Genomic DNA, 25637 nt, shown 5'->3' with positions numbered 1-25637 from the left:
GCTGCAACTTCTGCCTTTGCCGACGCGGATATCGCGCCGGCCAGGGTCAAGGGTTGCCGAATCTTATCTCGTCCTTCCCTCCCGGAGATCGTGCCATGATGAAAGATAATAACGCATCCAATTCCGTTCAGCCGACGGAAACCACAGGCATCGAACTCGACCGCCGCAGCTTTCTCGCCGGCATGGGAGTCACAAGCCTTGTACTTGCAAGCGGCATCAAGCCTGCCCTCGCGCAGGACATGTCGCTGCTGAAGGGTTCCGGCGACGTCGTCGTCTGCACCTGGGGCGGCGCTTCGACCGACGCCATGAAGGAAGTCTGGTTCAAGCCGTTTTCCGAGGTGAGCGGCGTCAACGTCTCGACCGCATCCGTGCCTGATATCGCCAAGCTCGAAGTCATGGAAAGTGTCGGCAATGTCGAATGGGACCTGATGGATGCCGAAGGCACCCAGATGGAACTGGCGATGAAGAAGGGCCTTCTGCAGAAGATCGACTATGATCTGATCTTCAATATCGTGCCGAAGGAGCAGATCGACCCGAAGGTGATCAAGGAATATGGCGTCGGCTCGGTCGGCTTTTCGACCGTGATTGCCTGGAATACGACGCTGTTCGGCAAGGATGGCCCGAAAGACTGGAAGGAATGGGCTGATACGACCCGCTTCAAGGGCCGCCGCGCACTTTATGCGCAGCCCCGCCCTTCCTTCGAGATCGCCCTGATGGCGGCCGGTGTTCCGCCGGAAAAGATCTACCCAATCAATATCGACGACGCCTTCAAGGCGCTCGACGAGCTGCGGCCGAAGGTCAATCTCTGGGTTGAAAAGACCTCCCAATGGGGTGTGCTGATGCAGAATGGCGAGGTCGACCTGATGGGGTCGAGCCTGTCGCGCACGCTCGATGAGAAGAAGCGGACCGGCAAGGTCGATTTCACCTTCAACCAGAGCATTGTCGAGCAGGATTATTGGGTCATCCCGAAATCGGCACCCGGCGGCGCCAATGCGCAGAAGCTGATCGCCTTTGCGCTGATGGCCAAGGGCTCGCTCGGTTTTGCAAAGAAAATGCCGTTCAGCCTCGCGAACACGTCGATTTACGGCGGAATCCCCGACGACATGAAGCAGCAGCTTCCGGGCTTTCCGGAAAATTCGGCCCACAACGTGCAGATCGACCAAGCCTGGTGGGTGGCGAATGCCGATCAGGTCCGCCTCCGCTGGCTCGACTGGATGAGCAAGGGCTGAGCCAAAACTTCCCTGACCAAGGGCGAGGCCTGAACCTCAAGGCGTCGCCATCAATAAATTGCAGTGCAGCCCGCAGGAGCCGACATGGAATTGTCCGATATGACCGCTCGCCAGATGTTCGAACATCTGAGCAAGAACCCCACACGCCCGCGTTATGGTTTCGGCTCCCGGCCTATGCTGATCAATGTCGACCTGCAATGCGCTTATACGCAGCCGGACGTCTACAAGACGGCCTACGAGACCGATCCACGGCAGGCTGAATACGTCAACAAGCTGGCGGCGGCAACTCGCCGCCTTGGCCTGCCGGTCATCTGGACCTATGTCGCCTTTTCGGAGAGCGGCGACGATTGCGGCGTGTTCGGTTCGCGCACCGATACCCCGGACAGCCTGCAGAACATCAAGGAAGGTTCTCCGCGCGCCGCCCTCGATCCGCGCCTCGATGTAGTCAAGGGTGACGTCATCCTCAACAAGAAGATGCCATCCGCCTTCTTCGAGACGCATGTCGCGTCTCTCGCCACATACCATAAGGTCGATACGGTCATCGTCACCGGCGGCTCGACCTCCGGCTGCGTGCGGGCAACCGTGGTCGACAGCCTGTCGCGCGGTTACCGGACGATCGTGCCGATCGAATGCGTGGCGGACCTGCATGAGAGCCCGCATTTCGCCAATCTCTACGACATGCACAAGAAATATGCCGACTGCATCCCCGTGTCAGAGGTGAACGACTGGTATGCGACACTCGGCTGACATGGTTGCCATGAAGCAAGACCGCTTCATCCCGCAGGCTCCGGTCGTCGTTCATGACGGCACTGGTACGCTGCCGGATGGCTTGCGTGGCTCTGTTCTGCTGCTCGGTAATTTCGACGGGCTGCATCTCGGCCATCAGGCACTGTTTGCGCTTGCCGCGCGACGCGCACGAAAGGTCGGGTGCCCTTTGGCGATCCTACAATTCGACCCGCATCCCCGGCATCATTTCCGAGGAGAGCAGGGGTTCCTGATCGCGGGCAACGCGGTGCAGAGGCGGCTTCTGGCCGAGGCCGGCATCGACCTCATCTATGCGCCTGTTTTCGATGCGCAATTTGCGGGCCAGCCGGCGGAAAGTTTCGTGCTCAACCATCTCGTTGCTCGACTCGGTATTTTGGCCGTGGTGACTGGCGCGGATTTCCGCTTCGGCCAGTTCCGCGCGGGCGATGTGCCGCTCTTGCAGGCGATGGGCCGGATCTGCGGTTTTGCCACCCATGTGGTAGGCGAATGCCGGGATCGGGGAGATGAGGGTGTTCGCATCTCCTCCAGCCAGGTCCGCCAGTTCATCCGGAGCGGGCGACTGGACGAGGCGGAACGGCTGCTTGGTCGCCCTTTCGAGACGGCGATCGAAGCCGGCCCGACCGGCTGGCAGTTCGATCCGATGCAGATCCTGCCACCGGATGGAATTTTTATGGTTGAGGCACGAGGAGCCGCCGGCCGGCGGCTGGGCCGAAGGATGCTCGTCCTGAAAGGACGCCGTCCCGAAGCCCGGTTGCCGGCCGGAACATCGACCCTTCTCTGGCATGCGGCGGCATCTGTCGGAGCAGCGGAAACAAGATTTGAAAGGACAAACAATGGACTATGACAGTCTCGACGCGCTCGCCATGGCGGATCTGGTCAGGCGCGGCGAGGTTGCGCCGGATCACTTCGTCAAGGAAGCCAAGACCCGTATCGCGGCGCTGAACCCCAGCCTGAACGCGGTCGTGCACCATTTTCCGGATGAAACGTCCTACCCCAGCGAAGGCCCTTTCGCCGGCGTGCCGCTTCTTCTGAAGGATACCGGCGTGCCCTTGAAGGACATGCCGATCACGTCGGGAACGCGTCTGCACGAAGGCGTCATCAGCTCGGCCGACAGCACGATGGGCACACGGCTGCGCAAGGCGGGTTTTGCCTTTCTCGGTCGCACAAACACGCCCGAACTGGCGCTGAGTTTTACCACCGAAGGCACGTATTATGGACCGGCCCGGAACCCCTGGGATCTGACGCGCACACCGGGCGGCTCTTCCGGTGGCGCTGCCGCAGCGGTCGCGGCCGGTATCATGCCGATGACGCAGTGCTCGGATGGCGCCGGCTCGATCCGTGTTCCGGCCGCCCATTGCGGTGTTTTTGGCCTAAAACCCTCGCGCGGCCGCAATCCCTTTGGTCCGGCCATTGTCGAGACCGTCGGCGGCATGGGAACGCTGCATGCGATCAGCCGCTCGGTGCGCGACAGCGCCGCCATGCTGGATGTCACGCATGGATCCGATATCGGCGATCCATGGGGACCGCCGCCGATGGAAGGCACTTTCCTTGAGGCCGTTTCCCGTCCGCCGCGCGCGCTCAGGATCGGCATGGAAGTCAACGGCGATGCCGACTGCCGGGCTGCCGTCGAAGCCGCGGCGGCGCTCTGCGAAAGTCTGGGACACACGGTAGAGCTTGCCCCTCCGGCCTATGACCGCGAGGCGGTGAGCCGGGCCTGGCTGACGATTGCGGCCGTCAATATTGCCCGTGGCACCGGCAATCTCGCCAAGGCAAAAAACATCGTCGATCCGCTGGCGCTGCTCGAGCCCGTCAATGCCGAATGGGTGAGGATGGGCGAAAAACTGTCCGGCACCGACTATCTCGGCGCGATCGATGCGCTGCATCAGTCGAGCCGGGCGATGGGCCGCTATCTCTCCGATTACGACATCTATCTCTCGCCGACGACGGCGGAAGTGGCGCCGAAACTCGGCCATCTGGCGGGCGCCGGCCTTTCCGTCGAGGAATTTTTTCAGCGCTTCTGGAACCACGCGCCGCTGACGGCGGTCTTTAACGCTTCCGGCTGCCCAGCCATGAGCGTGCCCCTGCATTGGACCGAGGCTGGCATCCCCGTCGGCGTACATTTCGGTGCCGCTTTCGGTGCCGAAGCCCTGCTGTTCAGCCTTGCCGGCCAGCTTGAGGCCGCAAGCCCCTGGGCGATGCGCCGTCCGAAACTCTCCGCATGAATCCCGAAGGTGACATCATGACCATGAATTCGTCCAAGCCGTCCCCTGCCGATATCACATCGATGAGCGCACGCGCGATCGCCAAGGCCGTTGCTGCCAGCACGCTCACGGCCGAGGCCGTCACCGAAGTCTGGCTGGATCGCATCGCCGCAGTCGAGCCGTCGCTGCATGCCTTCATCCATCATGCGCCGGAAAAGGCCCGCGCGTTCGCCGCTGTGGCACCGAAAGGGCCGCTCGCGGGCGTACCGTTCGGCATCAAGGATGTCATCGAAACCCGCGACATGCCGACGGAATACGGTTCGGCCGCCTATCCCGGCTGGCAGCCCTGCCGGGATGCGCCGGTCGTCCATCTCGCCCGTCAGGCCGGCGCCGTCTTCATGGGCAAGACGGTCTCGACGGAGTTCGCTACAGCATCCCCCGGTGCCACCGTCAATCCGTTCGATCCGAAACGCACGCCCGGCGGCTCTTCCAGCGGCACGGCGGCGGCGCTCGGCGCGGGGCTGATCCTGCTTGGCCTCGGCACCCAGACCTCCGGTTCCACCATCCGACCGGCTGCCTATTGCGGCGTCGCGGCAATAAAGCCTTCGCCAAAGCTGATCGAGACATTTGGCGTCAAGCCGCTGTCGCAGACGCTCGACGTCGTCGGGCCGATGGCGCGTGACATTCGCGATCTTGCACTGCTCGTGTCGGTGTGCATGCGCCGTCCGGAACTTGCCCCCGATGTTCTGGCGCCGGAAGGTGATCTCCCCTTGCAGCCGATGGGCCTTTTCCTGCCCGTTCACGACCCGGTCGCGGATTTTGCGCCGTTGGAGAAGGCGGCTTCCGTGCTTGGTTCGGTTACCGCCCAACCGGTGCCCGAGTGGTTCGAGGCTATCGGCCCCGCGCAGGATGACGTTTTCGGCTGGGAAGCGTCGATCGCGCTTGCCACAGACCGCGACCTTCATTGGGACAAGCTGCGGCCGCTTACCCATGAATTCATGGAACGTCAGGCGAAAAGCACCTTTGCCGGCTGGCAGACCGGGCTTGCGACGCGAGACGCTGCCCTGCGCAATCTCGCCGCGCTGTTCGGCGGCGCCGACTTCCTCATAACACCCGCCGCGCCGGGTGAAGCGCCGCTTGGGCTCGAACGAACCGGCCCCGCGACCTACAATATCCGCTGGACGCTGCTCGGCTGCCCGAGCGTCACCATTCCGGCCGGTTTCGGCCCGGCTGGCATGCCGATCGGCTTGCAGCTCGTCGCCCGTCCGGGTGAGGATGCAGCTCTCCTTCGGCAGGCAGCGGCGGTGGAAGATCGCCTGCGCGCCGCAGGCATCGAGGCGCGGCCTTCAGAAGCGTGATGAAGGTCTCGACATTGCCGGTGCCGCTGCAATGGTTTCTGTTGCTGGCACCGGGCCTCGTTCTCGGACAGGTCCTGCAGCTGCTGTCGCTTCCCGCCGCATTGATGCTCGGCCCGATGGTCGTCGGCATCGTCATGGCGCGGGGCGGCTGCGAGGTCCGTATTCCGGGCCTGCTGCATCGCATGGCACAGGGTGTCGCCGGCTGCCTGATCGCCGCCCATCTCGATTCCGCATTGCTGGTCCGGATGGGCGAAATCTGGCCGATCGTCATTGTTTTCGTGGCGCTGACCTTTCTTGCCTCATGTTTTGCCGGCTGGATGTCGGCGCGCACGTCGGGGATAGACGGCGAGGTGGCGATCTGGGGTTTTCTGCCGGGAATGGCGGGCACGGTCATTGCCATGGCGCACGAGCATGGCCTCGACAGCCGTCTCGTGGCGCTGATCCAGACCGTGCGGCTCATGGTGGTCATCGCCACCATGGTCGTCGCGGCGCTCTTTATCGTTGGTGCTGCGGTTGCGCATCCGGCTGCCGGGTCCGCACCGGATTTCACCTCGGTATCGATCGTGCTGGGGCTGGCGCTGGTCGGCGCGCTCAGCGCCCGCTACCTGCGCTTCATTCCATCGGCCGCCTCGCTCGTGCCCCTGACCCTTGGCGGCGCGCTGCAGGTTTCCGGCGTCAATCTTGCCGTGCCGGCCTGGCTGGTGGCGCTCGCCTATCTCGCCTTCGGTGCGCATATCGGCCTTCGCATGACACCGGAGATCTTGCGCGCGGGTGCCCGCGCGCTGCCGTCGCTGGTGGGTGCCGCATTCCTGCTGATGGCGCTTTGCGGGGTCTCGGGGGCCGTGCTTTCGGTCGTCGCCGGCGTCGATCTGATGAGCGCGCTTCTGGCGACGGTGCCCGGCAGCATAGATTCCATCGCGCTGATCGCCGTCAATGCCGGCGCTGATATGACCTTCGTCATGACGCTGCAGACACTGCGCCTTTTCGCCGTTTCCATCTTCGGTCCCTTCGTGGCGCGCAGCATGGTCAACATGCTGCATCGCTGGAAACCGAGCTGATACCAACACCAACCGGAGAACACATTCATGCACAAGCAGATCATCAGAGCCGACGTGCCGGAAAATGGCGGCGCCTACAATCTCTGCGTCCGTTACGGCGACATGCTTTATCTTTCCGGGCTGGCGCCCTTCGATGCGGCCTTCTGCGCTGAAGTTGCCGCCGCCCGCGCTGCCGGCACCAAGGTTCCGCCCATGCCCGACACGCCGTTTCCGCGGCAGGTCGAGATCATCATGGACAATATCAAGAAACTGGTCGAGGCGGCCGGCTCCAACATGGATTGCCTGCTGAAGACCAATGTCTGGCTGAAGGACCAGACCCAGGCCGAGGAATTCGAGAAGGTTTATATCAAGTATTTCTCCAGCCACGAAGCGCTTCCCGCCCGCGCCCGCATGCAGGCCGGCCGCACGCCGATGGATTGCGGGCTCGAGATCGAGGTCATTGCCTACGTGCCGAGTGACGATTGATAGCCGTATCTGCGAGGCCAGCCTGTTTGAGGAACGTCCGATGAGCAATTTTTCAAAGACACAGCGCATCAGCAAGGATGTCGTCTGGACCGATGGCGGGCTGGTTGCCGCCCATCATCGCACGGCAGCCGAGGTCGGTGCGAAGATCCTGGCCGAGGGCGGTGATGCGATGGATGCGGCGATTGCCACTTCCTTCGCGCTTGGTGTCGTCGAGCCATGGATGAGCGGCCCGATGGGCGGCGGCATGATGACGCTCTGGCGGACCGGCGAAAAACGTGCCGAAACGATCGAATTCGGCATGCGCGCGCCGGTCGGGCTGAAACTGTCGGATTATCCGCTGGTCGAAAGCGGCGGCGTCTCGGATCTTTTCACCTGGGCGCGGGTCAAGGACGATCGCAATATCTTCGGTCCCCATTCGATTGCCGTCCCCGGCCTCGTGGCCGGGATGGAACTCGCGCATCAGCTTTATGCGACGAAGCCCTGGGCGGAGCTTCTGGCGCCGGCCGTGGCTTTGGCCGAAAAGGGCATGCTGATCGACTGGTATGCCTCGCTGATGATCGCCTCGGTGACGCGTCAGCTGGCGAAGGACAAGGATGCAGCAAAGCTTTTCCTGATCGACGGGCAGTGGCCGAACATTGCCGGCTGGACCGATATCAAGGAGAGCCGGCTCGACCAGTCCGTCATGGCGACCGCGCTGCGGCGCCTTGCGGAAGCCGGGCCGCGGGATTTCTATGAGGGTCAGCTGGCCGATGCTCTCGTTTCCGACATGCGAGACAAGGGCAACCCGCTGTCTCATGAGGATCTGAAAACCTATCGCGCCCGTGTCAGCCCGACCCGCACCGTATCCTACAGGGATGCCATAATCCATGCGCCGTCGGGTCTTAGCGCCGGCAGCGAACTGGTGACGACGCTACGGCTGATGGAGGCTGAGCTTGCGGCTGGCAAAAGCCCCGATTCCGGCAGTTATGTCGCCATGGCCCGCGCCTTGCAGGCGGCCTATCAGGACCGGCTTGAAAATGCCGGCGACGAAAGCGGCGATGCGGAGGCAGCTCCTTGCACGACCTCGTTCAGCGTCGTCGACAAGGCCGGCAACATGGTCAATGTCACCCAGACGCTTTTGTCGAAATTCGGCAGCCGTGTCGTGTCGCCCTCGACCGGCATGCTGATGAACAACGGCATCATGTGGTTCGACCCGGAACCGGGCAAACCCAACTCGCTTGCGCCGGGAAAAGCCTGCCTGATGAATGTCTGCCCGACGATTGGCAAACACCGCGGTCGGATGTTTGCGATCGGCGCTGCCGGCGGACGAAAGATCCTGCCCGCCGTTGCCAATCTGATCAGCTATATGGTTGATTTCGACATGAGCCTTGAAGAGGCGTTTCATCACCCGCGGATCGATGTCAGCGGCCTCACTCAGATCATCGCCGACGAGGATCTTTCGATGGAGATCCAGACAGCACTTGGCGAAATTGCGCCGACCGTCGCCGCCAGGCGCACCGTCCATCCTTATGCCTTCGCGGTGCCGGTCGGCGTGATGCGCAGCGAGGGCCGCAATTGCGGTGCCACCGAGATCATGGCGCCCTGGGGCGATACCAGCCTCGAGGAAAATTTTATTGTCCGGTAAAGCCCGCGGCAAAATTCTCCGCGATCGCCAGAACCGCCGCATGGACCGGGCCGGACGTGATGCTCGGAATGACCGAGGCATCGACGACATAAAGATTATCGAGGCCGCGGAATTTCAGATCGGCGTCCACCGGCGCCGCATCGTCGGCCCCCATCCGGCAGGTGCCGACGGGGTGGTGGTGTGTGATGACGGCCTTGGCGATGAATGCGTCGATCTCCGCTTCTGACATTGCAGCCTTGCCCGGCAGCACTTCCTCCGCCCGCCATTCGTCCATCTCGGCGCCGTGACCGACCATGCGCGCATATTCGAGTGCGCGCCGGAACAGGCGACGGTCATGGTCCGTCTGCATATAGGCGGGATCGATCATCGGCCTGTCGCCGATGCCGGGGCCGGTGATCGCCAGATGACCGCGGCTGGTCGGATGGGTGACACCGAAAAGCAGCGTATAGGCCTCGCCCGGAGCAGGCGCGGTAAAACATTCGGAGGCTGCGGGGCCGATGACGCAGCCGAGCACTACATCTGGCCTGCCTTCCGCAATCGTCGGATCTTCGCCATTGAGGTACATTAGCGATTCCGAGATCTGCAGCTTGGATGCCGGCACGGGCTTTTGGGCGCGATAGACATTGCCGGCGCCGAGCAAGTGATCATGCAGATTGCGGCCGATCTCGCGCCGGTCGAGGAGGCAGTCGACACCCGCTTGATGCAGGATGTCAGCGTCGCCGATGCCGGAACGCATCAGAAGCAGCGGATCGGCTACCGAACCGGCGGAAAGAATGACGGTCTCGGCGGTAAAAATCTCGTCGCGACCTTCAACCGTCGCTTCGACGCCGGAGATGCGGCCGCCTTCTATCCTGAGCCGATGGACGGTGACCCAGGGCGTCACCGTCAGGTTCGGGCGCTCCATGACCGGCGTAAGATAGGCATCGGCGGCGCTGACGCGGCGTCTGTCGCGGATGGTGAGCGAATTGGCAGACGTGCCGGTGAGGTTGCCGCCATTGTGTTCGGCCAGGCTCGGAACGCCGAGCGCCCTGCCGCTTGCCATATAGGCCTGCGCGACCGGGCTCACTTCTTGCTTCGGCAGCCAGACGGGCATCGGCCCGCTATCGCCATGCACGGCATTCGCGCCGCCGGAGAAGTTTTCGGAAGCGATAAAGCCGGGCAGGAGGCCGTCATAAGACCAGCGGTTCGAACCCGTCGCTTCCGCCCAGACGGCAAAATCGTCCGCATGGCCGCGCACATGCGCCATGGCATGCAGACAGCTGGAGCCGCCAAACACTTTTCCACGTGGCCAGGGGTGGATGCGGGCGGCGGTGCCCTGCTGCGGGATCGTCTCGAAAGCCCAGTCGAAATCGCGCCCCTGGATAAACGGCCATTTCTGCGGCACGGCAATATCCGGATCGACCGGCGGGCCGCCGGCTTCCAGAACGCCGACCGTGCGCGACGGATCGGTCGAAAGTCGGTTGGCAAGCACGCAGCCGGCAGAACCGGCGCCGATGATCAGGATATCGAAATGCGGCATGGGCAGGATGCTCCGAAGATGATCGGCAAGAGATTGGGCGGCAAGAGATCAGGCATGACACGGCATTCGCGCGAAAAGGTTTTCGCACGGGAAGTGGTTGGTCTAAGGGCTTGAGGGCAGGTCGCGTGCGGTTTCAGGCCGCATTGACGCTCCCGACCCCGAGGCGGCTGGCAATCTTTCTCTGGACGACGGCGAGGTGGTCCCACATCGCTTTTTCGGCCCGTTTGGGATCGCGCGCCGCGATGGCTTCGGCGATCACCTGGTGTTCCGCATCACGCTGTGCCACGCGTTCGACCGTCGTTTCGTCGTCGCTGTTGGCGAAGCGCAGCCGGCCGTCATTCTGCACCTGATGCAGCAGGATATGCAGTTCGCTTGCCAGGCTGTTGCGGGAGCCGGCGGCGATCGCACGGTGGAAAAGCTGGTCGGCCTGGCTCGGGCTCATGCCGGCCGGCGATTTTGCATGCTGGAGGATGCGGGCGATCTCGGCCGGCGATGCGCGCAGCGCCGCAAGCCGCGCAAGCGTCGGCTCCAGCATCATACGCATTTCCATCACTTCCAGCGGATTGGTCGAAAGAACCAGCTTGCCGCTCTGAATGCTGGTATCGGGCGAGGAGGCGCGCCGGCCGCTGCGGGCAGGCTCCAGTTCTCCGAGGCCGCGCAGGATCTGCAGCGATTTGCGCAGCTGGTGGCGCTTGACGTTGAGACGTTCCGCCAGCACCCGTTCGGCCGGCAACGCACCTTCCTCGTCGATGATCCGGCGCAGGGATTTCACCACGTCAGCCGCCTCTTCGGCACCGGAGGAGACGGTATCTTCGTCCGTCATGTCCGTATCGGGCTGCTGCATGGAGTTTCCTTTTGTCAAAGCGTCCGCGCCGCGGAATTTGTTCTCATGTATGCCGGCACCATACTGGTTGCCATCCGCCGGTCGGAACAGTCATAAAATGGTTGAGGTGGTCGGCCCCGAACCCGTCAACCACGGCCGGTTTATCGTCATTTATATCGGCCAATATGTCATCGTTCCAAGGGGTGCAATTGATTTATGGCAATGCGATCATATTATGCACCAATGTTTTGACCAATAAATTTTTTTGGACGGAAAATTGGTTGAAAGATTTCGCCCGCCAGTCTTTTCGCTCAAAGCTCAGGAGCTTCTCCCTCAATGACCGCCAAACCTTCGCAGCCCGTCTTCACGCTGACCACCGGTCCGGTCAATTGTTATCCGGAAGTGCTAAGCGCGCTCGGCCGGCCGGTCTATTACGATTATGATCCCGCCTTCCTGGCGACCTATGAGCGGATCAGCCTGAAGCTGAAACAGGCCATGGAAACGAAAAACGTTCCGGTCATCCTGCATGGCGAGCCGGTGCTGGCGCTGGAAGCAGTCGGCATATCCGTGGTCGGCAAGGACGACGTGCTACTCAATCTGGCCTCCGGCGTTTACGGGGACGGTTACCGCTCGTGGCTGGAGCCGCATTGCCGCGAATATCTGGACATTCGCGTGCCCTTCAACGAGGTGGTCGATCCCGCCGCGGTCGAGGCGAAGCTCAAGGAGCGGCCGGATATCACCGTCGTCACCGTTTGCCATCACGACACGCCCTCCGGCACGATCAATCCGGTGAAGGAGATCGGCGCGATCGTCGCGAAGACCAAGGCTGTCTTCGTCGTCGATGCGGTCTCGTCCTTCGGCGGCATGGATATTCTGCCGGAAGAGGTGTTTTCCGACATATTCATCACCGGCCCGAACAAGTGCATGGGCTGCCCGCCCGGCCTCTCCATGCTGGCGATCAGCGACAAGGGCTGGGCGAAGATGAAGGCCAATCCGACGGCGCCGCGCGGCTCGATCTTGAGTGTGCTCGACTGGGAAAACGCTTGGCGCAAGGAGACCGGCTTTCCGTTCACGCCTTCGGTTGCGGAGGTGAACGGTCTGGAGGCGGCGCTCGATCTTTATCTGGACGAAGGCCCGCAAGCGGTCTGGGCGCGCCACGCATTGACGGCCAAGGCCTGCCGCGAAGGCATCAAGGCGATGGGGCTGGAACTCTGGACGGCCTCTGAAAATTTCGTGTCGCCGACCACGACCGCCGTCCGCCTGCCGGAAGGCGTCGAGGAGGCAGAACTTCGTCAGGTGATGCGCGATGATTATGGCGTTACCATCTCGTCCGGCCGCGGCGCGACGCTCAACAAGCTGGTGCGCATCGGCCATATGGGGCCGACGGCGCGGCCGATCTACGCGCTGGTGGCGGTCGCCGCACTCGGTGCGGCGCTCACCAAGGTGACAGGCAAAGCCTATGACGTCGGCGCAGGTTCGGCCGCCGTCATGGCCGTGATCGACACGGGCAAGTGACCGACCTCAAGCGGGGCGTCAGCGCGCGCCCCGCACATAGGCGGCACCGAGCGCACTCGGCAGATTGGCCTTGCGCCCCAACATGACCAGGACGCCCATGACCGCCGCGAAGGGCAGCATCTGGATGACGTCGGTCGGGATATCGACACCGGCCACCTGCAAGGCGGTCGTCAGCGACAGGCAGGCACCGAACATGGCGGCACCGCCCAGCACCCAGAGCGGTCGGCCGCGGGCAAGCATGGCAAGCACGATACCGATAAAACCATTGCCATTGGTCATGAAGGGCACGAAAATTCCGGCCCCGACGATCGCCATGAAAGCGCCACCGAGACCGACCAGCGCGCCGGTCAGGAGAACGGCCACGGAGCGGATGCCAAGCACGCTGACGCCGGAGGAATCCAGCGCCGCCGGCTTGTCGCCCGCCGCCTGCAGCGCGATGCCCCAATAGGTTTTCCGATAGACATAAGCAAAGACGGCGACGAGAAGCAGCGCGATGTAAACGATCGGCGGGCGGTTAAAGAGGGCTGGGCCGAGGACCGGGATATTGGCAAGAGGCGGGATCGGCAGCGACGCGATGGCGCCGAGGCGCGGATAGGTCTGGGCGAACTGGAAATAATGCAGCATCGCGGTTGCGCCTTCGGCCCCGAGCGTCAGCGCAATGCCGATGACGATCTGGTTGAGGCCGAAACGCACGCAGAGAAGCGCCATGATGGCCGCGACCAGCATGCCGCCACCGGCGCCGCCGACAAAACCGAGGAAAACAGAATCCGTCTTCCAGGCAACAAGAAACCCCATATAGGCGCCGGCCAGCATCATGCCCTCGATGCCGATATTGAGAACGCCTGTCTTTTCGGAAAGCTGTTCGCCGAGGCCGGCCAGGAGGAGCGGGATGCCGGCGGTAATGGCTCCGGCAAGAAGGGCGGTGAGGAAGGCTGCGGTAAGCAGGGTCATGGGGTCAGGTCCTCCGGCTTTCGCGCCGCTTCTGGTCAAGCATTTCGGTGATGCCGAGCAGGATCAGCAGGATCGCCATGGTCACCAGAGTGAAATAATTAGGCACGCCGAGCCGTCTTGCAGCGCTCTCGCTGCCGATCGACAGGACCGAGAAGAGGAAGACGTAGGCAATCGTGGCAAAGCCGTTGAACCGGGCGAGGAAGACCAGCGGCACGATGGTCAGTGTATAGGCCGGGTTCCAGTCGGCGCGGACATTGCCATATTGGCCAAGTACGGCAATGGCGCCGGAAAGGCCCGAAAAGCCGGCCGAAATGGCGAAGACGCCGATCGTCAGTGCCGAGACGGAAAGGCCGGCATGCACGGCCGCCTTGGCATTGGCGCCGACAATCCGGAGCTTCAGCCCGAAGGCGGTTTTCGCCATGACGTAATGGACGACGAGGATGGCGACGAGGCCGATCAGTACGCCGCTCGAAATCGTCGTGTCGAACAGCCGGGGCAACCGATCTTCTACGGGAAGTGTGCGGGTCTGCGGCACGTTGGTGGCCGGATCGAGGAAGAAGATTTTCACCAGCACGTTGGAAAGTGAAATGCCGAGGAAAGACATCATCATCGTGGTGATGATCTCGTTGACGCCCTGACGGGCGCGCAAGAGCGCCGGTACCAGCGACCACAGCGCGCCGATGATGGCGCCGACGATCAGCGTGACGATCAGCACCAGCCAGACCGGCATATAGGCGGTCAGCACCGGCGCAAGCGCCGCGACCACCACGGCGCCGAGCAGGAATTGCGCGTCGCCGCCAAGGTTCCAGATCCCTGCCCGGAAGGCGACGATCAGGCCTGCGGCGATCAGCAGAAGCGGCCCCATGCGGGTCAGCGTCGCCTCGATGCCTGAGGGGGAGAGGAGCCCGCGATTGACGATATAGGTGTAATAGGCGACCGGATCGACGCCCATCGCGATGAGGATCAGGCTCGCGACCAGAATGGCGGCAACGAGCGGCCCAAGCGACAGGGCAATAAGCTGCAGCCGGTCTGAGAGAAGACGGCGACGAACGATGATGTCGCTTTTTGCAGCGGCCTGGCTGTTCGCGGATGGATCTTGCACTTCGACGCTCATGCCGCGACACCACTCATGAATTCACCAATTTTCTGGCGCGCATCGCCGTCATTTTCGACAATGCCGACGATCCTTCCCTGCGACATGACCGCGATACGGTCCGAAAGCTCGATCAGTTCGTCGAGCTCGGTCGACAGCACGATCACCGCCTTGCCGCCATCGGCCGCTTCGCGGATGCGGCGGCGGGAGGCGGCGATATTGTTGAGGTCCAGCCCGTAGGTCGGTTTGGCGAAGATCACGGCACGGGCGCTGCCGGTCAGCTCACGGGCGAGCAGCAGCTTCTGGATATTGCCGCCCGACAGCTTTCCGGCCGGGGTTTCGATATCCGGTGTGCGGATGTCGTAATCCTTCACCTGTTTGCGGGCATTGTCGGCAATCGCCCCACCCTGTTCGATGCCGGAACGCCAGAAAGGCGCCTCCCCGATCTGCTTCAGCAGCAGGTTTATCGAGACGGGGAAGGCGCCGACCGTGCCTTCGCCAAGTCGATCATCGGTGACATAACGCAGGCCGCGATGGCGCCGCGCGCCGATGGGGAGATCCTCGATCGGCTGGCCGTCGAGATAGATCCGGCCGTTCTTGACGGGCCGCTGGCCAGCCAGCGCTTCGGCAAGCTGTTTCTGTCCATTGCCGTCTATGCCGGCAATACCGACGATCTCCCCGGCGCCGATCTTCAGTTCGATGCCGGATACGGGGACGGAATCGTCGTCCACTTCCAGCGCCAGGATTTCGAGGACGGGAGCGGCCCCGGTTCCAGCTCCGTTGATGCGTGGACGCATCGCGCCATCCGCCTTGGCCGTCACGGCGGCCTGGTTGCCGTTGGATCCGAACATCAGCCGGATGATTTCCTTGGTGGCCGCTTCCGGCCCGAGCGATTTCAGTTCGTCCGGTCCAAGCGCACCGACCTTGCGGCCAAGCCTCAGGACCGAGATGCGGTCGCCATAGGCCACCGCCTCGTTGAGCTTGTGGGTGATGAAGATGACGGCCAGCCCCTGCGCCACCAGACGGCGCATCAACTGCCCGAGCTTTTCCGCATCCTTCGGTGTCAGCATGGCTGTCGCCTCGTCGAGGATGAGGAACCGGCTGCCGCGCATCAGGGCGCGGACGATCTCGGCCTGTTGCTGCTCGCCGAGCGACAGGCTGCTGGTGATCGCGGTCGGATTGACCTCGACGCCGATCGAACGCGCCGTCTCTTCCATGCGGGTGGCGATCGCTTCGCGATCCGGCGTTTTCCACCAGGCGCCGCCGAGATTGACATTGTCTGTCAGCGTCAGGCTGGGCACCAGCATCGAATGCTGAAAAACGGTGCCGATGCCAAGCGCCAGCGCCTTTTGCGGCGAGGCGATCGGCATTTCGGTGCCGTCGACCATTATACTGCCTTCGCTCGGCTGCTGCAGACCGGACAACATGCTGACAAGCGTCGATTTGCCGGCGCCGTTTTCGCCGAGCAGGACATGCACTTCGCCGGGAAAGAAATCGATCGAGATGGAATCATTGGCAACGATGCCCGGAAAGCGCTTCGTTATGCTTTTAAGCGACACGAGCGGCTTGGCATCGTCTGCCGGCTGAGAAGATAAGGTCATCAAACTATCCCGCGGGCATGGAATTGGAATGCCAGGAATGGGGCCGGGCGCGTTGGGTCGCATCCGGCCCTATCCATGTTGAGGATCGGATCAGTTCAGCTGGCTGACCAGCGAATGAACGGAGGGAGCATCGAACTTAGGTTCGACCTTGATCTCGCCCTTGATCATCTTGTCGCGGATATCCATCACTGACTTCCAGACGTCGTCAGGGATCTGCTTTGTCTTCAGAAGCGAGACGGAACCATCGGCAAGCGAGATGCCGTAATTGCGGGTGCCGAACTTGTCCGCCTTGATGTCCTCGATCATCGCCGTATAGACGGGCGTCAGGTTCCACAGCACCGAGCTCAGCAGAAAGCCCTTGTCGATGCTGGTCTTGTCGCCGATCACGTCGATGAAAAACACCTTGCCGCCATCGGTTGCCTTGGTCGTCTCGACAGCCTGCAGCATGCCGAAGGAGGAGCCGTTGCCCTGACCGAAGATGATGTCGGCGCCGGCTGCGATCAGCGATTCCGTCACGCGCTTGCCGCCTGCGGCATCCGAATAGGCGGCCGGGCCGATCACTGCGTAACGAATGGTCATCGACGGTTTTTCGGCTTTCACGCCTTCCGCAAACGCGGCCGACTGGGCATTCCAGGACGGCGGTTCGCCGGAAACGACGATACCGACCGTGCCGGTGCGGCTCATCTTGGCGGCTAGGTGGCCGGCAAGATAGGCGCCGGAATGGCCGCTTGCCGTATAATCGACGATCGCGTCCTTCTTCAGCGCGGCAGGGCTGTCGACGATCGCCACCTTGACCTTGGCTTCGGCGCCGATCTCGGGTGCTGCGGTATTATAACCGCTGGCATGGGCGATCAGCAGCGTGTTGCCGTCTTCAGCAAGCTCGCGCAGCGTCGGTCGGACGTCGCCATAACCGAGGTTTTCGGCGGTGATCACCTCGACACCGGTTGCCTTGCCAGCGGCCTTGGCACCGTCGACACCCTGCTGGTTCCAGCCGAAATCCGTGCCTTGTTCAGGAGTGAGGATGGCAATCGACTTGATATCCGCGGCATAGGCGGCATTCGAAAGCATAGTTGCAGTGAAGATTGCAATATATGCCGATTTTATACTTTTCATTTTAGGAAGTTCCCCTTGTTTTCGAGATTTAAAACCGTATTTACTTTATCTTTTCACGCTGCTAGCAATCCTTTTCATAGATGAAAGGCGTTGCTGACATGAAAAAATCTGCTTTCCTCGTGTTCCTCACCACGGCCGGCCTTGTCGCGGCAAACGCTTCCGCCACCAAGCTGGAGCGTGGTCGCGCCGGGCTCGATGAAATTTCGCTGGCCGTCACCAATGCCGGCAAGGAGGTCCTCTCCTGCGGCGCGACGCTGGCTCATTGGTATTCCCAGCCGATCGGCACGGTCGCGCCGGGCGCTGTGATGAAAAGCAGTCTCTGGCTGCAGCGGGAGACCGGCGCCGTTTTCCTGCTCAACCAACTCGAGGACCGGATGCCGGTCGAGCGCCTGTGGTGCGGCAGGGACGGGCAGTCCTGGGCAACCCGCAGCGAAATCCCGCTGGAGCGGCGCCGCGGCGAGACGATCGGCACGATCACGGTGACTTGCGAGGCGAATGCCGAGCGAACCGGTTGCCATCCGGGCTGAGCGGATGTCAACCGGATCGGCGTCTGCCATGGCAGGCGCCTTTTACCGCTCGATTTTTGACCCGCGCGCCGAACCATTGCCGTCCTGTTCCCTTGCGATCCATCCGAAGTCGTTCAATTGGAAGCGTGCCCATCATCGGGCCTTGAAGCGCTGGCTGGCGGCGTGTTTCGGCATTCTTTATCCGCCCGTCCGGCCTTCGATGACCGACTATATGCCCGGTTCGATCATCGTCAACAGAGGCCAACCATTTTTTCTGGTTGAAAATTTTTGGACTAAAAATACAAAATTGTGATGCTGGTTTTTTGATCAATGGCGAAGGATCAGCGGGCAGGAGAAATCGCTGAATTTGGGCGTTTTTGCATGATTATAGTATTTTGTGGCGAGATAAGCGGCACGTTGTTCGGATGAGCTTACACATTGTGCAGACTTAAAAAAGTTAAAACCAATAATTTTGGTTGATTTATAATGGTTGGGATGTGTAGCCTCAGCGCACAAGTTCGCCGTGGTTCCGACAGTGCGCCAACCGCGCCCGGATGCGAGCGGATGTCGAGGGGTTATCATTCGGGAGAATGCAGATGGACACGAGCGTGTCGAAGACCAAGGCGGGCATTGCCCACCGGCTGAAGACCGGCGCAGAATTCAAGGCCTCGCTCGATGACGGTCGCCAGATCTGGGTTGGCGGCAAGAAGATCGAGAAGGTGACCGACGAGCCGGCGCTCGCAGCCGGCGTCGATCTTCTGGCGTCTATGTTCGATGACCAGTTCACCGAAGAATATGCCGATGCGACCACCTATCTGGAGCCGACGACCAATGAGATCGTCAGCCGTTCCTGGCAGGTGCCGCGCAGTCAGGCGGATCTCGTCGATCGCCGCAAGATGATCGAATATACCAGCCTCAAGACAGGCGGTACATTCGGGCGTCCGCCGGATCTGGCGCCGGCAATCGCCGTCGGCCTTGCCGCCTATCTGCCGACTTTCAAGAAGAAGAAGTCGCTGATCGACGGCTGCAGCCCCGACTTTGCCGAAAATATCGAGCATTACATCGCTTATGGCCGGGACAACAACCTGACTGCATCCGAAAGCCTTGCCGGCCCGCAGACCGACCGTTCCGATCCGAAAGCTGCCGAAGGCTCCCTCCTGCGCGTCAAGTCGGTCGAGGCCGGCGGTATCCGCATTTCCGGCGCAAAGACGGTCGGTTCCATCGCCGCCCAGGCAAACGAGATCTTTTTCACCAATCTCGGCGGCATCCAGTCGACGCCGGCAGATGCCTGCGTCTGGGGTTCGGTGCCGATCAACACGCCTGGCATCAAGATGATTTCGCGCGAAATGGTGTCCGAGCCGGGGGCCGATCCGTTCGACCATCCGATCTCGCATCTCGGCGAAGAGGCCGACCAGTTCATCGTCTTCGATAATGTCTTCGTGCCGACCGACCGCATCTTCAACCTCGGCGATCCGAGCGCCATGTCCTGGTACGGCCCGGTCTGCGTCTTCGCCCACTGGCACGTACTGACGCGCCTTGCGGTCAAGGCCGAACTCTTCGTCGGCGCCGGCCAGATGGTGCTGGAAGTGCTCGGCACCGACAAGATCCCGGCCGTGCAGATGATGCTCGGCGAACTCATCGAATATGCGCAGACGCTGCGCGCCTTCATCGTTGCTGCCGAAGCGCTGGCCAAGCCGACCGAAGCGGACGTCATGGCGCCGGATGTCGGCATGCTGACCGCCGGACGGCTCTATTCGATCCAGCATTATCCGCGCATCATCCACACGCTGCAGGAACTTTGCGGCCAGGGCCTCGTGATGCGCTTCGGCAAGGCTGCCTTCGAAAACCCGGATATCGGCCATTACCTGAAGGACCTTCTGCCCGGCCACGGTGTTTCCGCCATGCAGAAGGAACTGCTGATGAATTTTATTTGGGACATGACGAGCGGCGCGCTCGCCGGCCGCGTAGCGCTTTTCGAAAACGTCAATTCCAGCCCGGCGCCGCGGTTGCGCGCCCGCCTCTACGAAGAGGTCAAGCGCGACGGTTTCGTCGCCCAGGTGAAGAAGCTCGCCGGCATGGACTGGTAGGCGGACGCCAGAAAAGGACGGCGCATCGTCGCGCCGTCCGCATTCCCTTTAAGAGAGTTTTGACATGCAGAACGCCGACACCGTCGTCGATGCCTTTTATCGCGCCTATAACGATCATGATGCCGATGCCGTGGTCGGTCTTTATGCGCACGGTGCACGCCATGAGGAAATCGCTTTCGGGTCCGAGCGGCATGGTCATGAGGATCTCAGGAAAGGACTGAGCGGCCTGTTTACGATGATGCCCGACGTGCATTGGCGCGAGCGCGAACGCATCCGTTCTGCAGCGCATGTTGCGGTCCTCTACGAGATGACGGGCACATTCACGCCGAAACTAAAAGAAGGCGTGCCGCCGCAAGCGCCTCCCAAATCCGTCTCCCTGATCGGTCTGCATGTCCTCGAAATCGCCGATGGTCTGATTTCCGTCAGCCGCGATTATTGGGACAAGGCCGAATTTTTTGCGCAGATCGCATGACGCCGGTTCTCAACGAACTGCCGGATCGTCTTTCAGGAATGCGCCGCATTCGCGCATGGCTGCCGATCCTGGTTCTCGCGGCCGTCTTTTCCTATCTGCTCGTGCTGGTCGGTTTTCCGGCCGCCACGCTGCTGGGTTCGATGTTTGCCGGGATCGCCTTCGGCGTCGGCGGCACCCAGCTGTCCGTGCCGAAGCCGCTCTATACTTTGGCCCAGGGTTTTGCCGGGATCTTCATCGCCCGCAGCCTGACGCCGTCCATCCTGGTCGATGTCGCAGCCCACTGGCCGATTCTGATCGTCATGACCATCCTGACGCTTTTCTGCGCCTTCTTCGTCGGCTGGATGCTGAACCGCTGGGGCGGTGTGCCGAAGATGCCGGCGATACTCGGCAGCCTGCCCGGCATGTCCGGCGCCATGGTCATCATTGCCCGTGAACGCGGCATAGACGGGAGTGTCGTAGCGCTGATGCAATATACGCGGCTCGCAAGCGTCATTGCCGCCGTATCGCTCATGACGCATTTCCTGCCGAATATCGGTGCCGGTGCGGCGGCCGAAACGGCCGATATCCAATGGTCGGACTGGCCGGCCGTGCTGATCTCGGTACTGCTGGCGGCAAGTGCGCTGGTTGCCGTTCGATTGCGGTTTCTCCCGGCCGCCGCCATGCTGTTTCCGATGATCGTCGGCGCGGTACTGGAAGCGTCTGGCACGTTCCACATCGTTCTGCTCGATCCGGTAGTCGCGCTGATCTTCGCCGTGATCGGTCTTGAGGTCGGCCTGAAGTTCACCCGCGCCTCACTGTCTGAACTCGCGCGGATGATCCCGGCAATCATGCTCTCCTGTGTTGCTTTACTCGTACTCGGCAGCCTGCTTGCCGTTCTGCTTCGTCTCGTCATGCCGGTCGATCCGCTGACGGCGCTGCTCGCCACGGCACCCGGAAGCACCGAGACGGTGGCGATCGTTGCAGTGGCCGGCCATGCGGAAGTGTCCGTCGTGCTCGCCTTCCAGACCGTGCGCATGTTCGTCGTCGTCCTATTCGGGCCGATGATCATGGAAGAGTTGGCCCGGCTGCCGATCTGGAGATCCTGACATGATGGAAGAGTGGCCCGATCTTTCCGACATGGTTCGCCCGGCGCTGCCGCTCGTTCATTTTGATCGTCAATTTCATAGGCTCTGAAGAGCCCGTTCTGGAGAAAAGCTATGGCAATCAGTGATCCGGATCTCGTCATCGCATGGAAGCAGGTTCTAGACATGTGCAAGGTCACGGCCGGCGAGCAACTCACCATCCTGACTAGCGACGACTCCAATCCGCAGATCGTTGGCGCCTGCCGGATCGCCGCCACCCAGATCGGCGCGGTGGTGTCGCTTCTCAACCTGCCGCCGATGAATGGCGAAAAGGCGCTCAGCCGCGACAAGTCCGGTTATGTCGGAAAAACCGCGCTTGCCTTCAACAGCGCGGCACTCGCCTGCCTTAAAGCAAGCGACATGGTGATCGACACGATGCAGCTGCTGTTTTCGCCGGAACAGGAACAGATCCTCAGGGGCGGTACCCGCATGTTGCTGGCCGTCGAGCCGCCGGAAGTGATGCTGCGTATGATGCCGACGATGGAAGGCAAGGCGCGGGTTTTGGCGGCCGAAAAGCTTCTGGAAAAGGCAAAGGTGATGACGGTCACCTCAAAGGCCGGCACCGATTTCCGTTGCGCCCTCGGCCAATATCCGGTGCTGACGCAATACGGCCTTGCCGATGAAAAGGGCCGCTGGGACCATTGGCCGAGCTGCTTCGTCGCCCGCTGGCCGGATGAAGGGAGCTGTGAGGGAACGATCGTCATCGACGAGGGGGATATCATGCTCCCGTTCAAGATGTATGCGCGCGACAGAGTTGTGTTGACTATCGAAAAGGGTTTCGTCACCAGGATCGACGGCGGTTTCACGGCCGATTACATGAAGGAATTCATGGACAGTTTCAACGCGCCGGAAGCCTATGCGATGGCGCATGTCGGCTGGGGCCTCGAGCCACGGGCTTCCTGGACGCAGCTCGGCCTCTACGATCGGGAATCCGGGCTCAGCATGGATTCCCGCACCTTCGCCGGCAATTTCCTGTTTTCAACCGGCCCGAACACGGAAGCCGGCGGCAAGCGCGACGTGCCCTGCCACCTCGACATTCCGCTGAGGAAATGTTCGTTGTCCCTGGATGGTGAGGCAATGACGGTTGAGGGAAAGGTCGTTCAGCCGCCGATGTAATTGCCCTGTCGGTCGGGCGCAGCAATGTCACGGGCATTCATAGGGGCGCCCAAGGATGAAGCTAACAATACTGAAGGCACCAGCGTCGATGTCAAAGTCAACCGCTACGAGAGAAATAAGGGCGCCCGCGAGGCATGTGTCGCCCACTACGGCGCCGTCTGTCAGGGATGCGGAATGGACTTCGGTTCCCGATGCGGTGAGCATGGGAGCGACTTTATGCACGTGCATCACTTGGTTCCACCAAGGCAGATCAAGAAGACCTCAAGGACGATCCGATCGGTGACCTGAAGCCTGTCTGCCTCAACTGCCACGCGATGGTACATCGGCGATAACCGATGCTTTCCATAGAGGAGTTGCAGGCGATCATCATCGTCTGGCGTGGCCAGCCAACCCCGCCTGCATGCAGAACGCAGAAACCTGAGTTCGATGGACCCGATCTCGCTCCAGCTCGAGAATGCCGTGTCTCGCTCTCGCCAAGCGACCCGCAGGTTCGCCAGCCGCCGCCCGGCAGTGCATTTGGAGGCGGTAATCGAGATCCTTGGTATAGCATTACAAAAATCGTAAAGTATCCTTCCAAATTCGTATACTCGCTTTGAGTTTGCGGTGCTGTGGCTATATCTGTCGGGTTATCCGCATCAATCACGAAAAGTCCTGAATTGAAAAACTCCTTGCTGCAGACAGCCGAGACCCTTCCCTTGCTCACCGATAGCGCCCGTGCTGTCCTGAAGATGATCGTGAATAGCGGTCCCGTAACCCGCCCTCAATTGAGCTCGGCTCTGGCCTTTTCAAAACCAACCATGTCGGCTGCTGTGGGAGAGCTTGAAGCACAGGGGCTGGTAGCCTCGCACGGTGTTTCGAAAGGCGCCTTAGGTCGTAGCGCCGTGACCTACGGCCTTGGGCCGCGCTCGGGCTTCGTGATCGGGCTTGACTGTGGCACGACACAGATTAATGCGGTTGCCTCCGGGCTCGACGGACAGCGTATCTTCGAAACCGAAACCTCTCTCGACGATCGAAGTACGAATTCCGATCGTTCCCGTTTCGCTATGGTAAGGCAGGCTGTCGAAGTCGTCATTGCCCAATGCCAGAACCTTGGTCCCTTGCGGGCGATTACTATCGCCCTGCCCAACATCGTATCCAGATCGATGGAGCGGCTGGGCGAAAAGGAGAGCCTGCTTGAGATGCTGGCCGATCTATACCGCGCCTACGCGGTTCCGATCCTGCTGGAAAACAACGTCAACTGCGCCGCACTTGCAGAATATCACGAAGGTGCCGCCAAGGATCATTCTTTCGCCATTTATCTCCAGATCGGCGTGAAGATTGGCCTCGGCATCGTCGTCGACGGCAAGCTGTTTCGCGGCTTTCGCGGCGGGGCCGGCGAAATCAGCCATATGGCTTTTCCGTGGTCGCAAACGGAAAGGCCGGTGTTTCAGGGGCTGGAAACCTATCTTGGTTCCGTCGAACTGATCGAACGCTGCCGCAGCGGCTGGCCGATGCGAGATGGAGCGCCGCCGGAGACGGCCGCCGAGCTGTTTGCCCGCGCGGAAACATCGCAATTTGCCAGGGCCTGTATCGACAGGCATGCCGACGACGTCGGACGCCTGGTGGCGACATGCGTCAGCGTGCTCGACCCCCAACTCGTCGTGCTCGGCGGTGGTGTCGGGCAGAATACGATCTTGATCAAGGGTGTCGAAAAGGTGGTGGAGGAATTGTGCTGGCCGGTCGAGATTGCCGTTAGCCATCTGCCCCGCAAGGCGACCGTTCTCGGCGCAGTGCGGCTGGCGATTGACTTTGCCGTCGGTGGCCTGCTCGGGGAGGATAGTGGCGCCGTTTTCGTCTACGATGCCGGTTGGTCCGAGAACGGCATCAGGACGTAACATACCGGCCATTCGGATGACCGGTTGCAGAACAGGCAGCCGATGGAGTGCATCGGCTGCCTTGGGTTCGGTCGTCGATCTGGAGCAGACTGCTCGTCCGCTCCGTTCCGTTATGCCGGTGTCAGCTTGGTATCCGTCTGCCGGTAGCGGAACTCGCAGACGGGAAGGCCGGCTGCTTCCGATAGGCTGGCGACCAGCAATTGCGCCGGAATGGCCTGCAGTATGGCATCGCCGAGACCGGCGGAAAATGCCGGGACATGAACGACCACGAGATTTTCGGCATCGGAAATGTCGGTGCGATCGGTGATCAGCAGAGCTGGAATGCCGAAGCCGGCAAGCGTCTGCGCGAGTGAGACTTCACGGCCGTTTCCGAAGAGAATGACGCCCGTTTCGCTATCGTTCGGCTCCATCGGGCCATGCAGGAAATTCAGCGTATCCCAATCCTGCGCCGCAACGCGGACGGCCTCGCGGATCAGCAGCGCGGTATAACCGGCCGTGCCATAGGCACAGGACGAGCCCACGCAATCGATCGCCTTGCGACCATAAAACAGCTTCGCAGCCTTTTCCACCTGGCCGGCCACCGCGGCAAGGACGGTAGCAGCGGCGGCCGGAAGGGCCTGCCAATCGGTGCCGGAAGCGCTGCCCACCTTGTCGGCCAGGAGCCCCATGGTCAGCAGGGAACCGAGATAGCTGGTCGTGTTCGGTCCGCTGTCGGCTCCGCTTTGGGTGGCGAGCGTGTAGCGAACAACTTTGGACAGCGGCGTTTCCACGGCCTTTGCAATGCCATAGGTCGGTGCGTCGGGCCGCAGTTCCACGGCGCGGGCGGGCTCGACGCTGCGGCCGGAGGCCGACAGGGCGATATAGGCATCGGCGGCATCGATTGACGCGTCATAAAGATCGGTGCCGGGAAGCGCAAATGCGCGGATGCCCTGTGAACGCATCTGCGCGGCGCCGACATTGGCAGCATAGAGGCTGGCCCCGATCCCGACGATGACGGTCGTGCCCTTTTTCAACGGTTCGACGTCCAGCGTTTCCAGTGCGGCCGAAACGGCCGAAAGGCTCGCCTCGAGGGAAGTCGGCTGCAAGGCGATGGCCTGGCGGTAGGTTATGTCGTCGCTCATATCTTGGATTCCATGTCGCGGTGTC

General features: G+C 61.8%; 23 protein-coding genes. 16 read left to right on the top strand and 7 right to left on the bottom strand.

Translation table 11 applies throughout. From position 1 onward, the window contains the following. The first annotated feature begins 95 nt into the window (after positions 1-95). The 8 genes from EPK99_RS05265 (at position 96) to EPK99_RS05230 (ending at position 8700) form a co-directional block, all read left to right on the top strand. The gene (locus tag EPK99_RS05265; RefSeq protein WP_128441740.1) at positions 96-1229 is read left to right on the top strand and encodes an ABC transporter substrate-binding protein; all 1134 of its coding nucleotides are present in this window, start codon (positions 96-98) and stop codon (positions 1227-1229) included. An 84-nt stretch (positions 1230-1313) separates the two neighbouring features. Next, on the top strand, positions 1314-1976 hold the full coding sequence (locus EPK99_RS05260; RefSeq protein WP_128441737.1) for an isochorismatase family protein: 663 nt from the start codon (positions 1314-1316) through the stop codon (positions 1974-1976). After that, a complete protein-coding gene (locus EPK99_RS05255) occupies positions 1960-2838 on the top strand; it encodes a bifunctional riboflavin kinase/FMN adenylyltransferase (protein WP_128441735.1) in 879 nt (292 codons plus the stop codon). Before EPK99_RS05260 ends, EPK99_RS05255 begins: the two co-directional genes overlap by 17 nt. Next, positions 2828-4216: an amidase gene (locus EPK99_RS05250; protein ID WP_128441733.1), complete on the top strand. Its 1389-nt coding sequence runs from the start codon at positions 2828-2830 to the stop codon at positions 4214-4216. The genes EPK99_RS05255 and EPK99_RS05250 overlap by 11 nt, the downstream gene beginning before the upstream one ends. A 17-nt stretch (positions 4217-4233) precedes the next feature. Next, positions 4234-5553 carry an amidase gene (locus tag EPK99_RS05245; RefSeq protein WP_164901703.1) on the top strand — a complete coding sequence of 440 codons (1320 nt, stop codon included), beginning with the start codon at positions 4234-4236 and terminating at the stop codon, positions 5551-5553. Continuing rightward, positions 5553-6611, top strand: a complete 1059-nt coding sequence (locus EPK99_RS05240) for an AbrB family transcriptional regulator (RefSeq protein ID WP_128441729.1) — start codon at positions 5553-5555, stop codon at positions 6609-6611. Before EPK99_RS05245 ends, EPK99_RS05240 begins: the two co-directional genes overlap by 1 nt. A gap of 27 nt (positions 6612-6638) precedes the next feature. Further along, complete coding sequence (locus tag EPK99_RS05235; protein WP_128441726.1) at positions 6639-7076, top strand: RidA family protein; 438 nt, start codon at positions 6639-6641, stop codon at positions 7074-7076. A 40-nt stretch (positions 7077-7116) separates the two neighbouring features. Continuing rightward, a complete protein-coding gene (locus EPK99_RS05230) occupies positions 7117-8700 on the top strand; it encodes a gamma-glutamyltransferase (RefSeq protein ID WP_128441724.1) in 1584 nt (527 codons plus the stop codon). Here EPK99_RS05230 and EPK99_RS05225 read toward each other — a convergent pair. Next, positions 8687-10219 (bottom strand): GMC family oxidoreductase, encoded by a 1533-nt coding sequence (locus EPK99_RS05225; protein WP_128441722.1) that lies wholly within the window; start codon positions 10217-10219, stop codon positions 8687-8689. The genes EPK99_RS05230 and EPK99_RS05225 overlap by 14 nt on opposite strands. Before the next feature lie 133 nt (positions 10220-10352). Next, positions 10353-11063 (bottom strand): FadR/GntR family transcriptional regulator, encoded by a 711-nt coding sequence (locus tag EPK99_RS05220; protein ID WP_245455683.1) that lies wholly within the window; start codon positions 11061-11063, stop codon positions 10353-10355. 315 nt (positions 11064-11378) lie between these two features. On the opposite strand from EPK99_RS05220, the gene ppaT reads away from it, so the two are divergent. Then, positions 11379-12557, top strand: coding sequence for a pyridoxamine--pyruvate transaminase (gene ppaT, locus EPK99_RS05215; RefSeq protein ID WP_128441720.1), 1179 nt, complete (start codon positions 11379-11381; stop codon positions 12555-12557). Between the two features lie 18 nt (positions 12558-12575). Here ppaT and EPK99_RS05210 read toward each other — a convergent pair whose 3' ends face one another. The 4 genes from EPK99_RS05210 to EPK99_RS05195 all read right to left on the bottom strand — a co-directional run bounded on the left by EPK99_RS05210 (position 12576) and on the right by EPK99_RS05195 (position 17315). Continuing rightward, positions 12576-13508: a putative B6 ABC transporter permease subunit 1 gene (locus tag EPK99_RS05210; protein ID WP_128441718.1), complete on the bottom strand. Its 933-nt coding sequence runs from the start codon at positions 13506-13508 to the stop codon at positions 12576-12578. A 4-nt stretch (positions 13509-13512) separates the two neighbouring features. Further along, positions 13513-14622: a putative B6 ABC transporter permease subunit 2 gene (locus tag EPK99_RS05205; RefSeq protein ID WP_128441716.1), complete on the bottom strand. Its 1110-nt coding sequence runs from the start codon at positions 14620-14622 to the stop codon at positions 13513-13515. Continuing rightward, complete coding sequence (locus EPK99_RS05200; protein WP_128441714.1) at positions 14619-16202, bottom strand: putative B6 ABC transporter ATP-binding protein; 1584 nt, start codon at positions 16200-16202, stop codon at positions 14619-14621. The genes EPK99_RS05205 and EPK99_RS05200 overlap by 4 nt, the downstream gene beginning before the upstream one ends. Before the next feature lie 90 nt (positions 16203-16292). Beyond that, a complete protein-coding gene (locus EPK99_RS05195) occupies positions 16293-17315 on the bottom strand; it encodes a putative B6 ABC transporter substrate-binding protein (RefSeq protein ID WP_128441711.1) in 1023 nt (340 codons plus the stop codon). Positions 17316-17413: 98 nt separating this feature from the next. Here EPK99_RS05195 and EPK99_RS05190 point away from each other — a divergent pair, with 98 nt between their 5' ends. The 7 genes from EPK99_RS05190 (at position 17414) to EPK99_RS05160 (ending at position 24491) form a co-directional block, all read left to right on the top strand. Beyond that, positions 17414-17842, top strand: coding sequence for a hypothetical protein (locus tag EPK99_RS05190; RefSeq protein ID WP_128441709.1), 429 nt, complete (start codon positions 17414-17416; stop codon positions 17840-17842). A gap of 28 nt (positions 17843-17870) precedes the next feature. Next, positions 17871-18134, top strand: a complete 264-nt coding sequence (locus EPK99_RS05185) for a hypothetical protein (protein ID WP_128441707.1) — start codon at positions 17871-17873, stop codon at positions 18132-18134. A 283-nt stretch (positions 18135-18417) separates the two neighbouring features. After that, the gene (locus tag EPK99_RS05180) at positions 18418-19908 is read left to right on the top strand and encodes a 4-hydroxyphenylacetate 3-hydroxylase N-terminal domain-containing protein (RefSeq protein ID WP_128441705.1); all 1491 of its coding nucleotides are present in this window, start codon (positions 18418-18420) and stop codon (positions 19906-19908) included. 64 nt (positions 19909-19972) lie between these two features. Beyond that, on the top strand, positions 19973-20380 hold the full coding sequence (locus tag EPK99_RS05175) for a nuclear transport factor 2 family protein (RefSeq protein WP_128441703.1): 408 nt from the start codon (positions 19973-19975) through the stop codon (positions 20378-20380). Continuing rightward, positions 20377-21465 (top strand): AbrB family transcriptional regulator, encoded by a 1089-nt coding sequence (locus tag EPK99_RS05170; protein WP_128441701.1) that lies wholly within the window; start codon positions 20377-20379, stop codon positions 21463-21465. The genes EPK99_RS05175 and EPK99_RS05170 overlap by 4 nt, the downstream gene beginning before the upstream one ends. Positions 21466-21576: 111 nt before the next feature. Next, a complete protein-coding gene (locus EPK99_RS05165; RefSeq protein WP_128441699.1) occupies positions 21577-22617 on the top strand; it encodes a 2,5-dihydroxypyridine 5,6-dioxygenase NicX family protein in 1041 nt (346 codons plus the stop codon). A gap of 668 nt (positions 22618-23285) precedes the next feature. After that, on the top strand, positions 23286-24491 hold the full coding sequence (locus tag EPK99_RS05160) for an ROK family transcriptional regulator (protein WP_245455681.1): 1206 nt from the start codon (positions 23286-23288) through the stop codon (positions 24489-24491). Between the two features lie 110 nt (positions 24492-24601). On the opposite strand, the gene EPK99_RS05155 is transcribed toward EPK99_RS05160, so the two are convergent. Beyond that, on the bottom strand, positions 24602-25612 hold the full coding sequence (locus EPK99_RS05155) for an SIS domain-containing protein (RefSeq protein WP_128441697.1): 1011 nt from the start codon (positions 25610-25612) through the stop codon (positions 24602-24604). Positions 25613-25637: the final 25 nt, after the last annotated feature.

It is taken from the genome of Neorhizobium lilium (assembly GCF_004053875.1).
Lineage (GTDB): Bacteria > Pseudomonadota > Alphaproteobacteria > Rhizobiales > Rhizobiaceae > Neorhizobium > Neorhizobium lilii.
This window is presented reverse-complemented; position numbering and strand designations above follow the sequence as displayed.

Bases quoted from the DNA above. Each gene is read 5' to 3' on its own strand.
- EPK99_RS05265 (WP_128441740.1), top strand. From the start codon at position 96: ATGATGAAAGATAATAACGCATCCAATTCCGTTCAGCCGACGGAAACC.
- EPK99_RS05260 (WP_128441737.1), top strand. From the start codon at position 1,314: ATGGAATTGTCCGATATGACCGCTCGCCAGATGTTCGAACATCTGAGC.
- EPK99_RS05255 (WP_128441735.1), top strand. From the start codon at position 1,960: ATGCGACACTCGGCTGACATGGTTGCCATGAAGCAAGACCGCTTCATC.
- EPK99_RS05250 (WP_128441733.1), top strand. From the start codon at position 2,828: ATGGACTATGACAGTCTCGACGCGCTCGCCATGGCGGATCTGGTCAGG.
- EPK99_RS05245 (WP_164901703.1), top strand. From the start codon at position 4,234: ATGACCATGAATTCGTCCAAGCCGTCCCCTGCCGATATCACATCGATG.
- EPK99_RS05240 (WP_128441729.1), top strand. From the start codon at position 5,553: ATGAAGGTCTCGACATTGCCGGTGCCGCTGCAATGGTTTCTGTTGCTG.
- EPK99_RS05235 (WP_128441726.1), top strand. From the start codon at position 6,639: ATGCACAAGCAGATCATCAGAGCCGACGTGCCGGAAAATGGCGGCGCC.
- EPK99_RS05230 (WP_128441724.1), top strand. From the start codon at position 7,117: ATGAGCAATTTTTCAAAGACACAGCGCATCAGCAAGGATGTCGTCTGG.
- EPK99_RS05225 (WP_128441722.1), bottom strand. From the start codon at position 10,219: ATGCCGCATTTCGATATCCTGATCATCGGCGCCGGTTCTGCCGGCTGC.
- EPK99_RS05220 (WP_245455683.1), bottom strand. From the start codon at position 11,063: ATGCAGCAGCCCGATACGGACATGACGGACGAAGATACCGTCTCCTCC.
- ppaT (WP_128441720.1), top strand. From the start codon at position 11,379: ATGACCGCCAAACCTTCGCAGCCCGTCTTCACGCTGACCACCGGTCCG.
- EPK99_RS05210 (WP_128441718.1), bottom strand. From the start codon at position 13,508: ATGACCCTGCTTACCGCAGCCTTCCTCACCGCCCTTCTTGCCGGAGCC.
- EPK99_RS05205 (WP_128441716.1), bottom strand. From the start codon at position 14,622: ATGAGCGTCGAAGTGCAAGATCCATCCGCGAACAGCCAGGCCGCTGCA.
- EPK99_RS05200 (WP_128441714.1), bottom strand. From the start codon at position 16,202: ATGACCTTATCTTCTCAGCCGGCAGACGATGCCAAGCCGCTCGTGTCG.
- EPK99_RS05195 (WP_128441711.1), bottom strand. From the start codon at position 17,315: ATGAAAAGTATAAAATCGGCATATATTGCAATCTTCACTGCAACTATG.
- EPK99_RS05190 (WP_128441709.1), top strand. From the start codon at position 17,414: ATGAAAAAATCTGCTTTCCTCGTGTTCCTCACCACGGCCGGCCTTGTC.
- EPK99_RS05185 (WP_128441707.1), top strand. From the start codon at position 17,871: ATGGCAGGCGCCTTTTACCGCTCGATTTTTGACCCGCGCGCCGAACCA.
- EPK99_RS05180 (WP_128441705.1), top strand. From the start codon at position 18,418: ATGGACACGAGCGTGTCGAAGACCAAGGCGGGCATTGCCCACCGGCTG.
- EPK99_RS05175 (WP_128441703.1), top strand. From the start codon at position 19,973: ATGCAGAACGCCGACACCGTCGTCGATGCCTTTTATCGCGCCTATAAC.
- EPK99_RS05170 (WP_128441701.1), top strand. From the start codon at position 20,377: ATGACGCCGGTTCTCAACGAACTGCCGGATCGTCTTTCAGGAATGCGC.
- EPK99_RS05165 (WP_128441699.1), top strand. From the start codon at position 21,577: ATGGCAATCAGTGATCCGGATCTCGTCATCGCATGGAAGCAGGTTCTA.
- EPK99_RS05155 (WP_128441697.1), bottom strand. From the start codon at position 25,612: ATGAGCGACGACATAACCTACCGCCAGGCCATCGCCTTGCAGCCGACT.